General features: G+C 71.4%; 14 protein-coding genes. 7 read left to right on the forward strand and 7 right to left on the reverse strand.

Annotated features, from left to right (window positions below):
- Positions 1–8: 8 nt before the first annotated feature.
- Positions 9–1127: a hypothetical protein gene (locus tag ACIO9J_RS06835; RefSeq protein WP_401993706.1), complete on the reverse strand. Its 1119-nt coding sequence runs from the start codon at positions 1125–1127 to the stop codon at positions 9–11.
- Positions 1128–1228: 101 nt separating this feature from the next.
- Between ACIO9J_RS06835 and ACIO9J_RS06840 the strand changes: the two genes are divergently transcribed.
- Positions 1229–2383, forward strand: a complete 1155-nt coding sequence (locus ACIO9J_RS06840) for a cystathionine gamma-synthase (protein WP_401993709.1) — start codon at positions 1229–1231, stop codon at positions 2381–2383.
- Positions 2384–2395: 12 nt separating this feature from the next.
- Here ACIO9J_RS06840 and ACIO9J_RS06845 read toward each other — a convergent pair whose 3' ends face one another.
- The 3 genes from ACIO9J_RS06845 to ACIO9J_RS06855 all read right to left on the reverse strand — a co-directional run bounded on the left by ACIO9J_RS06845 (position 2396) and on the right by ACIO9J_RS06855 (position 3729).
- Positions 2396–2647 (reverse strand): hypothetical protein, encoded by a 252-nt coding sequence (locus ACIO9J_RS06845; RefSeq protein ID WP_401993712.1) that lies wholly within the window; start codon positions 2645–2647, stop codon positions 2396–2398.
- A gap of 16 nt (positions 2648–2663) precedes the next feature.
- The gene (locus tag ACIO9J_RS06850; protein WP_401993713.1) at positions 2664–3146 is read right to left on the reverse strand and encodes a sigma factor-like helix-turn-helix DNA-binding protein; all 483 of its coding nucleotides are present in this window, start codon (positions 3144–3146) and stop codon (positions 2664–2666) included.
- A gap of 64 nt (positions 3147–3210) precedes the next feature.
- Positions 3211–3729, reverse strand: a complete 519-nt coding sequence (locus ACIO9J_RS06855; RefSeq protein WP_401993716.1) for a MarR family winged helix-turn-helix transcriptional regulator — start codon at positions 3727–3729, stop codon at positions 3211–3213.
- Positions 3730–3886: 157 nt separating this feature from the next.
- Between ACIO9J_RS06855 and ilvA the strand changes: the two genes are divergently transcribed.
- From ilvA to ACIO9J_RS06870, 3 genes are all read left to right on the forward strand, one after another.
- Positions 3887–5116 carry a threonine ammonia-lyase gene (ilvA, locus tag ACIO9J_RS06860; RefSeq protein WP_401993719.1) on the forward strand — a complete coding sequence of 410 codons (1230 nt, stop codon included), beginning with the start codon at positions 3887–3889 and terminating at the stop codon, positions 5114–5116.
- 201 nt (positions 5117–5317) lie between these two features.
- The gene (locus tag ACIO9J_RS06865) at positions 5318–6343 is read left to right on the forward strand and encodes an ATP-binding cassette domain-containing protein (RefSeq protein WP_401993722.1); all 1026 of its coding nucleotides are present in this window, start codon (positions 5318–5320) and stop codon (positions 6341–6343) included.
- Entirely contained in the window at positions 6340–7209 is an 870-nt protein-coding gene (locus ACIO9J_RS06870; RefSeq protein ID WP_401993725.1) for an ABC transporter permease, read from the forward strand. Before ACIO9J_RS06865 ends, ACIO9J_RS06870 begins: the two co-directional genes overlap by 4 nt.
- 71 nt (positions 7210–7280) lie before the next feature.
- Here ACIO9J_RS06870 and greA read toward each other — a convergent pair whose 3' ends face one another.
- Both greA and ACIO9J_RS06880 read right to left on the reverse strand, forming a co-directional pair.
- The gene (greA, locus tag ACIO9J_RS06875) at positions 7281–7778 is read right to left on the reverse strand and encodes a transcription elongation factor GreA (RefSeq protein WP_401993728.1); all 498 of its coding nucleotides are present in this window, start codon (positions 7776–7778) and stop codon (positions 7281–7283) included.
- A 166-nt stretch (positions 7779–7944) separates the two neighbouring features.
- Positions 7945–8352, reverse strand: a complete 408-nt coding sequence (locus ACIO9J_RS06880; RefSeq protein WP_401993731.1) for a DUF4307 domain-containing protein — start codon at positions 8350–8352, stop codon at positions 7945–7947.
- A gap of 116 nt (positions 8353–8468) precedes the next feature.
- Between ACIO9J_RS06880 and mca the strand changes: the two genes are divergently transcribed.
- Positions 8469–9350, forward strand: a complete 882-nt coding sequence (gene mca / locus ACIO9J_RS06885) for a mycothiol conjugate amidase Mca (RefSeq protein ID WP_401993734.1) — start codon at positions 8469–8471, stop codon at positions 9348–9350.
- Positions 9351–9369: 19 nt separating this feature from the next.
- Complete coding sequence (locus ACIO9J_RS06890; protein ID WP_401995866.1) at positions 9370–9576, forward strand: hypothetical protein; 207 nt, start codon at positions 9370–9372, stop codon at positions 9574–9576.
- A gap of 28 nt (positions 9577–9604) precedes the next feature.
- Here ACIO9J_RS06890 and ACIO9J_RS06895 read toward each other — a convergent pair whose 3' ends face one another.
- The gene (locus ACIO9J_RS06895) at positions 9605–12820 is read right to left on the reverse strand and encodes a tetratricopeptide repeat protein (RefSeq protein ID WP_401993737.1); all 3216 of its coding nucleotides are present in this window, start codon (positions 12818–12820) and stop codon (positions 9605–9607) included.
- Between the two features lie 396 nt (positions 12821–13216).
- On the opposite strand from ACIO9J_RS06895, the gene ACIO9J_RS06900 reads away from it, so the two are divergent.
- Positions 13217–13411, forward strand: coding sequence for a cypemycin family RiPP (locus tag ACIO9J_RS06900; protein WP_401993739.1), 195 nt, complete (start codon positions 13217–13219; stop codon positions 13409–13411).
- The last annotated feature ends 162 nt before the right edge of the window (positions 13412–13573 follow it).

Below are 13573 nucleotides of genomic sequence, written 5' to 3' on the forward strand. Positions count from 1 at the left end.
CCTGCGGCTCAGTGCGACAGCGTCGCCGGGTTGCCGCCGTTCGCCTCGTACCCGGCGACCGCGAGCGCGCGGTACACCGCGTAGTCCGCGGCCGGGTCCTGCGACAGCGTCCAGGGCAGCGCGCCGACGTGGCCGTCCACGCGCACGAGCTGGTTCATCGCCTCGGACCAGCGCTCGCAGCGCACCAGGAAGAAGACCAGGAGGTGGCGCACGTGCGCCAGCATCGGGTCGTCCGCGCGCGCGGCGTGCACCGCGAAGAGCGCGCCCTCGACGGCCTTGGTGACGATCTCGCTCTGGTAGAAGCCGCGGACCAGATTGACCTCGGGCAGGTGCTCGTACACCGCGAAGAGCGGCAGCGCGGCGAGCAGCGAGCCCCGGGGCGCGCGGGCCGCGGCGGCCTCCGCGAAGCCGTACGCCAGGTCGCGCGAGCCGTGCCACTTCTCGCACCAGTAGTGCAGCGCCGCCAGGTGCGCGCCCATGTGCGCGGGCGCGCGGTCCAGGATCTTCAGCCACAGCTGCTCGAAGTCCTCGCGGGAGTACGCGAGGCCGCGCGCGATGGAGAGCTCGACGATGTACGGAACGGGGTCGCCGGGGGCGAGCAGTGCCGCCTGCCCGCAGGCCGCCTTGGCCTCCTCCAGGATGATCCGGAACTCGTCCGTGCCCTGCGTCGAGGTGCGCCACGCCTGCTGGACCAGGAACTCCGCGTGCACCGCCGCGCCGCCCGCGTCCTTGGGCGCCTCGGCCCGCCACACCCGCAGCCACTGCCCGCCGGGGCCCTCGCTCACGCCGCCGGGCCGCTGCTGGAGCTCCAGGGAGGCCGCGCCGGCGAAGGCCTGCACCCGCTGCCAGCGCCGCTCGCCGTGCGTCTCGGTGCCCGCCAGGAGCTGGGAGGCGGCCTTCCACTCCTGCGTGCGCTGCACGAGGTCGAGGACTTCGAGGAGATCGGCGTCCGGGCCCGGCATGCGGATGTCCAGCTCCTCCTGGCGCAGGAAGCCGTAGTTCGCCGGGTCCGCGGCGTCCGGAGCGCCCGGGTCGACCTGCCGGATTCCGCCGCGCCTGCGCAGCAGTACGGGCCCGAGGACCGCGCCGATCATGACCACTGCCATCAGGACCCAGAGAATCTCCATGGGACAAGCGAACCAGACGCGTCCGACAATTGGCCAACCTGGCGGGACGTACCCGTACCGACCCGGCGGAAGGACCCGTGCGCGCACTACGCTCAGGCCGCATGAGTGACTCGCACAGCACGCAGAATTTCGAGACGGTGGCGATCCACGCGGGCAACACCGCCGATCCCCTCACCGGCGCGGTCGTCCCGCCCATTTACCAGGTCTCCACCTACAAGCAGGACGGCGTCGGCGGCCTGCGCGGCGGCTATGAGTACAGCCGCAGCGCGAACCCGACGCGCACCGCCCTGGAGGAGAACCTCGCCGCCCTGGAGGGCGGCAGCCGGGGCCTGGCCTTCGCCTCCGGTCTCGCCGCCGAGGACTGCCTCCTCCGTACGCTGCTCGCCCCCGGTGACCACGTGGTCATCCCCAACGACGCGTACGGCGGCACCTTCCGCCTGTTCGCCAAGGTCGTCTCGCGGTGGGGCGTGGAGTGGTCGGTGGCCGACACCTCCGACCCGGAGTCGGTGCGGGCCGCGCTGACCGACCGTACGAAGGCGATCTGGGTGGAGACCCCCTCCAACCCGCTGCTCGGCATCACCGACATCGCGGCGGTCGCGCAGATCGCCCGCGAGGCCGGTGCCCGCCTGGTCGTCGACAACACCTTCGCGAGCCCCTACCTCCAGCAGCCGCTGGCGCTCGGCGCGGACGTCGTCGTGCACTCCATGACGAAGTACATGGGCGGTCACTCCGACGTCGTCGGCGGCGCCCTGGTCGTCAACGACGCGCAGCTGGGCGAGGAGCTGGCGTACCACCAGAACGCGATGGGTGCCGTCGCGGGCCCCTTCGACGCCTGGCTGGTGCTGCGCGGCATCAAGACCCTCGCGGTGCGCATGGACCGGCACGGTGAGAACGCCACCCGCGTCACCGAGATGCTGACCCGGCACGCACGCGTGACGCGCGTCCTGTACCCGGGCCTTCCGGAGCACCCCGGTCACGAGATCGCCGCCAAGCAGATGCGGTCCTTCGGCGGCATGGTCTCCTTCCAGGTCGAGGGCGGCGAGGAGGCGGCCGTCGAGGTCTGCAACCGCGCCAAGCTGTTCACCCTGGGCGAGTCCCTCGGCGGCGTCGAGTCCCTCATCGAGCACCCGGGCCGCATGACGCACGCCTCGGTGGCGGGTTCCGCCCTTGAGGTCCCCGCGGACCTGGTGCGCCTCTCCGTGGGCATCGAGTCGGCGGACGACCTCGTCGCCGACCTCCAGCAGGCCCTCGGCTAGAGCCCTGGCCCGTTACCAGCGGGTGAGCGGTGGAGTCGTCCGCGAGGGCGGCTCCACCCAGGGCTGTGCGAAGGACGCCCAGACGGCGAAGGCGACCGCGGCCGCCAGGAGCAGCGTCCAGAACAGCCGCCGTGCCGCGGTACGGCGGCGCAGCATCCGCCCGCCGCGCCGCACCGCGTCGGTGTACAGCTCGGGCGGGACCGGCGGCGGAGTGCCCTCCAGGAGGCGCCGTACGGCCGTTTCCTTGCGCTCGTGCTGGCTCATCAGCGTGCCGCCCGCCTCATGAGGGTGCCGCCCCGCTCAGCGCGCGCGTGGGCGCGGGGCCGCGCGGGGGATGCAGGACCGTCGCCATCGCGCGGGCGCAGATCGTGTGCACCCGGTCGGTCGGCAGCCCGAGGAGCGCCGCCGTCTGTTCCTCGGCCACGCCTTCGTACATCCGCAGGACGAGCACGAGGCGCTCCTGCGGGCCGAGCCGCTCCAGTACGCCGCCGTGGCCGCGGTGCCTGCGCCAGGCCGCCCGGCCGAAGCGCAGGGCGAGCTGCTGGCGGGTGCGGTCGTAGGGGTCCTCACCGCGCAGCCGGTCCCAGATCGCGTACGTGTGCGCGAGGGAGGCGGTCAGCAGGGCACGCGCGCGTGGATTGTCGTCGGCGGGTTCGGCGGTGAGCAGTGTGGCGGCATGCAGCAGCCGCCCTGCCGCGCCCGCGACGAACGCCTCGAACTCCCGGGCACGGCGGGCGTTCTGGAACGCCTGCCGTTCGCGCACCGCACCTCCCGGCCACCAGGAACGGGGATCCCGGTCTCATCTGAGGCCAGACGCGGGGCCGGGGTCAAGACTCCGGAGCGGGCGGAACCTCTCCACCGGGCGCGGAGTGTGACGTCTGGCGCGCCGAGAGGGCGGAATTGAAGCGCGTGAGGAGCGCGCAGAAGCTCTCGCGCTCCGCCGGGTCCCAGTCCTGCGTCAGCTCGGCCATCAGCTCGCGCCGCGAGGAGCGCACCTCGTCGAGGCGGGCCTGGCCGCGCGGCGACAGCTGGAGCACCACGGCCCGGCCGTCCTCGGGGTGCGAGGTGCGCTTGACGAGCCCGGTGTCGACCAGCGGTGCGACCTGCCGGGTGACCGTCGACGAGTCGATGCCCATGCTCGCCGCGAGCGCCTTGACGCCCATCGGGCCTTCCTTGTCGAGCCGGTTGAGCAGCAGATACGCGGCGCGGTCCATGGAGTTGCGGACCTGGCCTACGCCGCCGAGGCGGGTCTGCTCCGCGCGGCGGGCGAAGACGGCCACCTGGTGCTGCAAGGTGTCGAGCAGGCCGGGGTCGCTGGCGGTCGTCATGTCCGGAGTTGTGGGCATGGCCGGGGGCTCACTTCATGCGAGGGCAGTGGGTTGGGGGACAGGGTACGCGGCCGGAGCCCGGACCGTACCTGCGCTGCGCAAACCTACGGGGAGAACGGTCTCGGCCCTTGGTCACCGCAGGAGGAGTCGGACGACGGCTGCAAGACTTGCCGTCATGAGCTACCGCACGCGCGACCCCTTGCCGACGGTCACCCTCGACGATGTGCGCGGCGCGCAGAAGATGCTCTCCGGAGTGGCCCGGTCCACGGCGATGGAGGGCAGCAGGCACCTGTCGCGGCTCGTCGGCTCCCCGGTGCACCTCAAGTGCGAGAACCTCCAGCGGACCGGCTCCTTCAAGCTGCGCGGCGCCTATGTGCGCATCGCGGGCCTGCTCCCCGAGGAGCGCGCGGCCGGTGTGGTCGCCGCGAGCGCGGGCAACCACGCGCAGGGCGTGGCCCTTGCCTCCTCGCTGCTCGGGGTGCGCTCCACGGTCTTCATGCCGGTCGGCGCGCCGCTGCCCAAGGTCGCGGCGACCCGGGACTACGGCGCCGAGGTGCGGCTGGAGGGGCAGGTGGTCGACGAGACGCTGGCCGCCGCGCAGGAGTACGCGCGCGAGACGGGCGCCGTCTTCATCCACCCCTTCGACCACCCCGACATCATCGCGGGCCAGGGCACGGTCGGCCTGGAGATCCTGGAGCAGTGCCCCGAGGTGCGCACGGTCCTCGTCGGCGTCGGGGGCGGCGGTCTCGTGGCGGGCGTCGCGGTCGCGGTCAAGGCGCTGCGGCCCGATGTGCGCGTGGTCGGCGTGCAGGCCGCGGGCGCGGCGGCGTACCCGCCCTCGCTGGCCGCCGGGCACCCGGTGTCGATCGTGAACCCGGCGACGATGGCCGACGGCATCAAGGTCGGCCGCCCCGGAGACGTACCGTTCCTGCTGGTCGAGGACCTGGTGGACGACGTCGTCACGGTCTCCGAGGACGCCCTGTCCAGCGCGCTGCTGCTCTGCCTGGAGCGGGCCAAGATGGTCGTCGAACCGGCCGGCGCGAGCCCGGTGGCCGCGCTGCTCAGCGAGCCGAAGGCGTTCGAGGGCCCGGTGGTGGCACTCCTTTCCGGCGGCAACGTGGATCCGCTCCTGATGCAGCGGATCCTGCGCCACGGCATGGCGGCGGCGGGCCGCTATCTGTCGCTGCGGCTGCGCCTGACGGACCGGCCGGGCGCCCTGGCCACGCTCCTCGGGGTGCTGTCGGAGGTGGACGCCAACGTGCTCGACGTGAGTCATGTGCGCACCGATCCGCGGCTCGGGCTGACGGAGGCGGAGGTCGAGCTGCACCTGGAGACGAAGGGGCCCGCGCACTGCGTCGAGGTGGGCGCGGCGCTGCGGGACGCGGGCTACACGGTCATCGGCTGAGCCCGGAGGTCTTCGGCGGAGCCCCCGAGATCCTCGGCGGAGCCCTGAGACCCGTCCTTGGGGAGCTTCTTCGGAAAAACAGCGGCGCGGACGCGATGTATCGCGTTATGGTGTGTCCTGCGTCACCGGTCGCCGGGCGAGTGAAGTCCGGCAAATCTAAGCTTTTCCGTAGGAAGTCACCCACACCACGGGAGAACCCACATGCCAGGCGCCATCTACGCCGAAGGCCTGGTGAAGACCTTCGGCGATGTAAGGGCTCTGGACGGCGTCGATCTGGATGTCCCGGAAGGCACCGTCCTCGGCCTCCTCGGTCCGAACGGTGCGGGGAAGACCACGGCGGTCCGCTGCCTGACGACGCTCCTCACACCCGACAGCGGAAAGGCCGTCGTCGCGGGCATCGACGTCCTCAAGCACCCGAACGAGGTGCGCCGTTCGATCGGCCTGTCCGGCCAGTTCGCCGCCGTGGACGAGTATCTGACGGGCCGTGAGAATCTCCAGATGGTCGGCCAGCTCTACCAGATGCGGGCCAAGGAGGCGAAGGTCAGGGCGGTCGAGCTGCTCGACAGGTTCCACCTCACGGACGCCGCGGACCGGCCCTCCAAGACGTACTCAGGAGGCATGCGCCGCCGCCTCGACCTCGCCGCCGCGCTCGTCGTGTCGCCGCCCGTGATGTTCATGGACGAGCCGACCACCGGCCTCGACCCGCGCAACCGCCAGCAGCTCTGGGAGGTCATCCAGGAGCTCGTCGCGGGCGGTACGACGCTGCTCCTGACCACCCAGTACCTCGAAGAGGCCGACCACCTCGCGCACGACATCTGCGTCGTCGACCACGGCCGCGTCATCGCGCGCGGCACCTCCGACCAGCTCAAGGCGCAGACCGGCGGCGAGCGCGTCGAGGTCGTGGTGCACGAGCGCGAGCACATCACCCCCGCCGCCGAGGTGCTTCGCGGCTTCGGGAAGGGCGAGGTCGCCGTCGCCGAGCACACGCGCAAGCTGACCGTGCCCGTCACCGGCGGCGCCAAGCTGCTCGCCGAGGTCATCCGCGAGCTGGACGGCCGCGGCATCGAGATCGACGACATCGGGCTTCGCCGCCCGACCCTGGACGACGTCTTCATCTCCCTCACCGGCCATGTCGCCGAGCTGACGGACGACGGCGCCGGCGCGGACGCGGAGGGCGCGCCGGACACCCAGGGCAGGACCAAGGGCAAGAAGGAGGCCGACCAGTGAGCACCGTCACCGACACCGTGCGCACGACGGGTCCCAGGCCCGCGGGCGGCATCGGCCAGTCCGTCAGGGACTCCCTGGTCGTCGCCAAGCGCAATCTGATCCGCATGACCAGGATTCCGGAGATGATCCTCTTCGGGGTCATCCAGCCGGTGATGTTCGTGGTCCTGTTCACGTACGTCTTCGGCGGCTCGATCAACATCCCAGGGGCGCCGGCGGGCAGTTCGAGCGCCTACAAGGAATTCCTGATGGCCGGCATCTTCGCCCAGACCGTCACCTTCGCCACCGCGGGCGCGGGCGCGGGGATCGCGGACGACATGCACAAGGGCCTGATCGACCGGTTCCGCTCGCTGCCGATGGCACGCGGCGCGGTCCTCACCGGGCGCACCCTCGCCGACCTCGTGCAGACGGCCGTGACGCTCGCCGTCCTCGCGGTCGTGGCGCTGCTCGTCGGCTGGCGCACCCACGAGAACATCGGCAAGGTGCTGGCCGGCTTCGCCCTGCTCCTGCTGCTGGGCTACGCGTTCACCTGGATCGGCGCCCTGATCGGCCTCTCGGTCCGCACCCCGGAGGCCGCGACCTCCGGCGGCCTGATCTGGCTCTTCCCGCTGACCTTCATCTCGAACGCGTTCGTCCCGGTCAACGGCATGCCGAAGGTCCTCCAGTACGTGGCCGAATGGAACCCCTTCAGCGCCACGGTGGCAGCGGCCCGCGAGCTCTTCGGCAACACGATCGACGGCGTCCCCAAGTCGGTCACCGGCGCCTGGCCGATGGAGCACCCGGTCTGGGCCTCGCTGATCTGGTCGGTCCTGATCATCGTCTTCTTCCGCACGCTGGCGGTGCGGAAGTACCGCAGGGCGGCGGGCTGAGACACGGCGAAGGCCCCCGGCGCCGTGCGCCGGGGGCCTTCGTCGTGGACAAGGACGCGGAAGAGCCGCGCTCAGGCCTGGTACGGCTTGGCCGCGAGGATCTTGACGGAGGCGAGCTTGCCGTTCGGCAGCTCGTACTGCGCGTCCTCGCCGATCTTCTTGCCGTTCACGCCGGTGCCCAGCGGGGACTGCGGCGAATACGTCTCGATGTCGGTGCTCGCGTACTCACGGGAAGCGAGCAGGAAGGTCACGGTGTCGTCCTCGTCGCCGTCGAAGGCGATGGTGACGACCATGCCCGGCTCCACGACACCGTCGTCGGCGGGGGCCTCGCCGACCCGGGCCGTCTCCAGGAGCTGGGTCAGCTGGCGGACGCGGAGCTCCTGCTTGCCCTGCTCCTCCTTGGCCGCGTGGTACCCGCCGTTCTCACGCAGGTCGCCCTCCTCGCGCGCCGCGGCGATCTTGGCCGCGATCTCGGTGCGCGCAGGACCAGACAGGTACTCCAGCTCGGCCTTGAGCTGGTTGTACGCCTCCTGGGTCAGCCAGGTGACGTTCTCGCTCGTCTGGGTCACAGGTGCTCCTCGTAGGTACTGGGAATACAAAGCATCGCCCTACCCAGAAGGATGTTCCCTCACGGGTGGGCGAAACCACGAGCCTAACAATTCAGGCGCGCCAGGGGGAGGACATAAGCCATCAGAAATACGTCAGCGCAGGTGAGCGCCGCAAAGGCGGTGAGCCTCAGTCGGAGTGGCAGCCGAGCAGCTCGGCGTTGGTGCCCCGGGCCCTGGTGCGCAGCGTGACGAGCTTGTCCACGCGGTCCTTCCGCTGGTCGAAGCGGAAGTCCGCGCGGCCCACCTCGGCGCCGTCCTCGGACTGCGAGCGCAGCGTGCAGTAGCCGCGGGCGTCGCTGTCCTTGCGCACTTCCAGGTGGACCTTGACGGTGTCGTCCGAGACGACGTCGAAGGTGATGACCTCGGCGCTCAGCTTCGTACCGTTGATGTAGTCGTAGCCGAACCAGCCGACGACGGCGAGGAAGAGGACACCGAGCACGGCGCCGACCAGCTTGAGCTTGCGATCGGCGGCCTCGTCGGCCGTACGCGAGCGGCCGTAACGGCCCTCGGGGAGCTTCGAGCCCACCGCCGCCATGATCGTCCTCCAGGAACAGGGGATGCCGGAATTTTCCGCCCCCCGGTTCCGTCACTATAGAAGCCTCCCATCGCGCCGAAGCACCCAGGGGCGCCCGATTATCCAAGGATCGAGTCTTGACTGAGCAGCTGCGACTGATGGCCGTGCACGCCCACCCCGACGACGAGTCGAGCAAGGGCGCGGCCACCATGGCCAAGTACGTGTCCGAGGGGGTGGACGTGCATGTCGTGACCTGCACGGGCGGGGAGCGCGGCGACATCCTCAACCCCAAGCTCCAGGGCGACACGTACATCCAGGAGAACATCCACGAGGTGCGCCGCAAGGAGATGGACGAGGCGCGCGAGATCCTCGGCGTCAAGCAGGACTGGCTCGGTTTCGTCGACTCCGGGCTGCCCGAGGGCGACCCGCTGCCGCCGCTGCCCGAGGGCTGCTTCGCCCTGGAGGACGTGGACAAGGCGGCCGGTGAGCTCGTCCGGCAGATCCGCTCCTTCCGTCCGCAGGTCATCACGACGTACGACGAGAACGGCGGATACCCGCACCCCGACCACATCATGACCCACAAGATCTCGATGGTCGCCTTCGACGGTGCGGCGGACGCAGAGAAGTACCCGGAGTCGGAGTTCGGCCCGGTCTTCCAGCCGCAGAAGCTCTACTACAACCAGGGCTTCAACCGGCCGCGCACCGAGGCGCTGCACCGGGCGATGCTCGACCGCGGCCTGGAGTCGCCGTACGGGGACTGGCTCAAGCGCTGGGACGAGTTCGAGCGGGTCGAGCGCACGCTGACCACGCACGTTCCGTGTGCCGACTTCTACGAGATCCGCGACAAGGCCCTGATCGCGCACGCCACGCAGATCGACCCCGACGGCGGCTGGTTCCGCGTCCCGATGGAGATCCAGAAGGAGGTCTGGCCCACGGAGGAGTACGAGCTCGCGAAGTCACTCGTCGATACTTCCCTCCCCGAGGACGACCTCTTTGCGGGCATCCGCGACAATGCCTAGCGTGAACGCACATCTGGCAATGACGCAGCTCGTCCCTCTCGCCAAAGAGGTCGACGAGAACAAGGTGACTCCCGGCGTCCTCGGCTTCATCGTGTTCGCGGTGATGGCCGTGGCCGTCTGGGGCCTGATGAAGTCCATGAACCGGCACATGGGGAAGGTCGACTTCAAGGAGCCGGAGGACACCGCCGCGAAGGCGGCGTCCGACGCCGAGCCCCAGCGGAGCTGACCCCCGCGCGCACCCGCGGCCGCGGTGATCAGGGGGTCGGCACCGTCACCCCCATCACCTCCCGCGCATGGCGGCTCGGCACCATGCCGAGGCGCCATGCCTGCCATCCCGTTTCCAGGTCGGCGCCCCGCTCCAGGAGCAGGGCGAACGCCTGGACGTAGTCGGCGAGCTTGCCGTCCCGGGTCGGGTGCTCCTCGCGTGCAAGAACCGCCAGCTCCTCCTGGGCGACCGCCGTGCCGATCTCCCAGCCGCCGGGCGACGCGTACGGCAGCAGGGTGCAGCGCAGGAAGCGCGCCCAGTCGCCGCCGCGGCGGTCGCCGTACGAGGCGAACAGCTCGATGGTGTCGTCGCACAGGGCCAGCGCCTGCTGGGTGCGGTTGTTGCCCGCGTCCACGACGACCAGCTCCAGGCACGTCCAGGCCTCGCCGTGCGCGACGCCGATGCGCTGGAAGTCGGCGCGGGCGTCCATCAGGAGCTGGCGGGCGAAGCCGGAGTTGCGCAGCGAGCCCGTCTGGGCGGCGCGCTGGTCGCGGGTCACGCGCGCCGAGTGGTGGCGGGCGCACGCCAGGCCGTACACGTCCCGCATCCGGGAGAACATCGTCCGGGCCCGCTCCAGCTCCCGCACCGCCTGGTCGAGGCTGCCGGTCTCCTCAAGTGCCTGGCCCAGGTAGTACAGGGACCAGGCCTCGCCGCGCGCGTCCTCGTTGTCGCGGTGCCGGGACACCGCCTGGCGCAGCCCGTCGACGGCGGGCGAGGGGTCGCCGTCCACCAGGCGGGCGCGCGCCAGCTGCGTCATCGCCCAGGCCTCGCCGCGCGGGTCCCTGGTGCGGCCGTACAGATCGAGGGCGCTGCGCAGCTCGCCCTCCGCGCGCGGCACGTCGCCCATGCGCAGCCGGAGCTGGCCGAGCTGGAAGTGCGTCCAGGCCTCGCCGTGCACCGAGCCGCCCGCGCGGTGCAGGACCAGGGCCGTCTCCAGCATGGTGAGGGCCTGCGCGAGACGGGCGCGGTCCCGCTCCACCGCGGCGAGCGCGTGCAGCGTCCAGGCGCGGTCGCCCGCCAGCTCGTCGGCTGACTGGAGTTCCAGGGCCTCGTTGAGGCGGGCGGCGGCCTCCTTGAGGTTGCCCTGGTGGTGCAGCGTGATGCCGAGCGAGCCGAGGGCGCGGGCGGCCGCCGCGTCCTGGTGGGCCTCGAAGTAGAGGTCGACCACGGAGTTCAGCGTCGTACGCGACTGGTCGAGCTCGCCGAGCTGGCGGGCCGCGATGCCGGTGCGCCACTGCACGCTGCGGCCGAGCAGGCCCTGGTCGATGGCGTGGGTGAGTTCGTTGATCTCGCCGAGCCGGTAGAGGTCGCCGCGCAGCAGGCAGTAGTCGCACAGCGCGCCGAGGAGGCTCAGTACGGCCTGCTGGTCGACGCCCTCCGCGTGCCGCAGCGCCGCCGTGATGAACGTCGACTCGTCGTCCAGCCAGCGCAGCGCCGCGTCCAGCGAGGTGAAGCCGTGCTGTCCGAACTGGTCGGCGCGGGTGGAGGTCTTGCCGTCGACGAGGCGGATCACCGTGTCGGCCAGCTCGCCGTAGCTGGCGATGAGGCGTTCCTGCGCGGCGGTGCGCTCGGCGGGCTCCTCCTCGTCAAGGAGCCGGGCCTGGGCGAAGGTCCGTACGAGGTCGTGCAGGCGGAAGCGGCCGCCCCGCAGCTGGTCGACGAGTCCGGCCCGGGAGAGCGCGGACAGCCGGCGGGCGGCCTCCTGCTCGTCGGTGGCGAGCAGCGCGGCGGCCGCGGCGGTGCCGAGCGAGGCCCGGCCGGCCAGCGCGAGGCGCCGCAGCAGGCGGCGGGCCGACTCCGCCTGGTCGGTGTAGCGCAGCCACAGGACGCGCTCGACGGGGCCGACCTTGTCGACGGGGCCGTACGCGGAGAGGTCACCGGCGAGCCGGCGCGGTGAGCGCGGGCCGAGCGCGGAGCCCGCGGCGCGCAGCGCCAGCGGCAGGCCGCCGCACAACTCCCTTACCTCGTCGGCCGATTCGGCGTCGTAGGGCCCTGAGAGGTCCTCGGCGCTCTCCCGCAGCAGCTCCTCGGCGCCCGCCTCGTCCAGTGCCTCGACCGGCAGCAGGTGCACCCAGGCGGGCAGGTCCGAAGGGAGCTCCAGGGGTTCGCGGGTGGTGACGAGGACGAGGCTGTCGGAGCGCTCGGGGACCAGGGTGCGGACCTGCTCGGCGTCGCTCGCGTCGTCCAGGACGATGGTCACCGCGAGGCCGGTCAGATACTGGTGGTACAGCTCGCTGAGCCGCTTGACCTGTTGCTCCTGCGAGGAGCGCTCGCGGAAGAGCAACTGCTCGCGCGGGGCGCCCAATCGATTCAGCAGATGCAGCAGGGCGTCCCGGGTGGACAGCGGGGTCTCTCGCGGGGCGTCGCCGCGCAGGTCCACCACGCACGCGCCGCGGAACTGGTCGCGCAGGTCGAGCGCGGCCCGCACCGCGAGTGAGGTGCGCCCCGATCCCGGCACGCCGTGCAGCATGACGACGGTGGGCCGGGTGTCGGTGCTGGCGCGCGCGGCGTGCACCCACTGCGCGATCCGTGCGAGTTCGGTCCTGCGGCCCGCGAAGGGCCCCGAGTTCTCCGGGAGTTGGGCGAAGGACTGTTCAAGGACGGAGCGCCTGCGCGCCGCCGCGCTCTTGTCCGTGCCGCGCAGTTGGGGCGCCGGCTTCTTCGCCGTCCGTGCGCCGGTCGACGCGGCGAGCACCCGCTGCTGGTCCAGGAAGGGCCGGATGCCGCGTACTTCGAGCGCCGTCAGCCATTGCAAGCGCAGCTGCTCGGGTCCGCCCGGCTGGCTGAGCGCCCCCGCGCGGCGGCTGGCCGCGGGCAGATGGGCGGCCGTCACCTTCGCGACGGTTGCCGCCGCGCCCGCCACGGCGACGACGGCGCCGGTGCCGAGGGCCGTGCCGATGCTCGTGCCGAACGAGAGGTCGGAGACGCCGGCGGCGATCGCCGCGACCACCGCTACCAGAAGAGGAGTCCCCGCGCCCTCGCGTGCGTATCGCTGGCCGAAAGTGAGCTGTCCGGCTTGTGCCTCGTCGAGGGCGTGGGTGTACGTGTCGTACTCCTCGCCGGCCGTCTGGGCCATCGCGTCCAGGGCGCCGCGCGCCCGCGAGAGCAGGACGCCCCCGTCGACGCGTCCGCCCGCACGCCGGACCTCTTCCTCGACCGCCCGTGCCAACAGCCGCTCGGCCTCGGCCCGATGGCTGTCCCGCATATGGGTTCCCCCTCCGAGAGCAACAGTTGCCCGCCGTGCACAAGTGTCCTGCGTACGGGGCCCGGAAGCGAGGGCACCGGCGAATTGGTGACCTTTCCGCGGGGGCGTCAGGACGTGATCCTCCGGCGTGGCGGGGCGGCGAGCCCGCTCCACGGTTGGCTGAAAATGTAGTGGCGCATGTGGCGCGACAACTCCCTTGTGGCGCAAGGTTGTTGAAGGGTCAATTGTGCTTGACGCGTTCTTGAACGTCTGCTTATGGTCGGTCCGCGACGTCAAGTTGCAGACGTTGTGCGGCACGTTCACTCAGAGCGGGCGACGGGGGTGGCAACGTTCGGTACGCCGAAACCATTCGCTCGCATTGTCCACCGACGAAAGGTTAGTGAAGTGCGATCTGAATTGACTGTTAAGCGAACCGATTCCGCTGCCGTCCGCCCCGAGGCGATGGCCGCACAGGACTTCGCGAACACCGTTCTCAGCGGTGCGGCGCCGGGCTTCCACGCGGACTGCGAGACCCCCGCCATGGCCACCCCGGCCACGCCGACCGCAGCTCAGTTCGTCATCCAGGGCAGCACCATATGCCTCGTCTGCTGACGAACGATTGACCCACGCGCCGGAGGAGCCCGGTTTTCCGGGCTTCTCCGGCGCGCGGTTCCTGAATGCTCGTGACGGCGACCAGGTGTGCGGGGGAGACGAAGAAGCCGGTGAATTGGAAGCCGTGGAGACAGCGCGCCACGAATGCCACCACCGCCCAAC

This window comes from Streptomyces sp. NPDC087300, from assembly GCF_044744425.1.
In the GTDB taxonomy this organism is placed as follows: domain Bacteria; phylum Actinomycetota; class Actinomycetes; order Streptomycetales; family Streptomycetaceae; genus Streptomyces.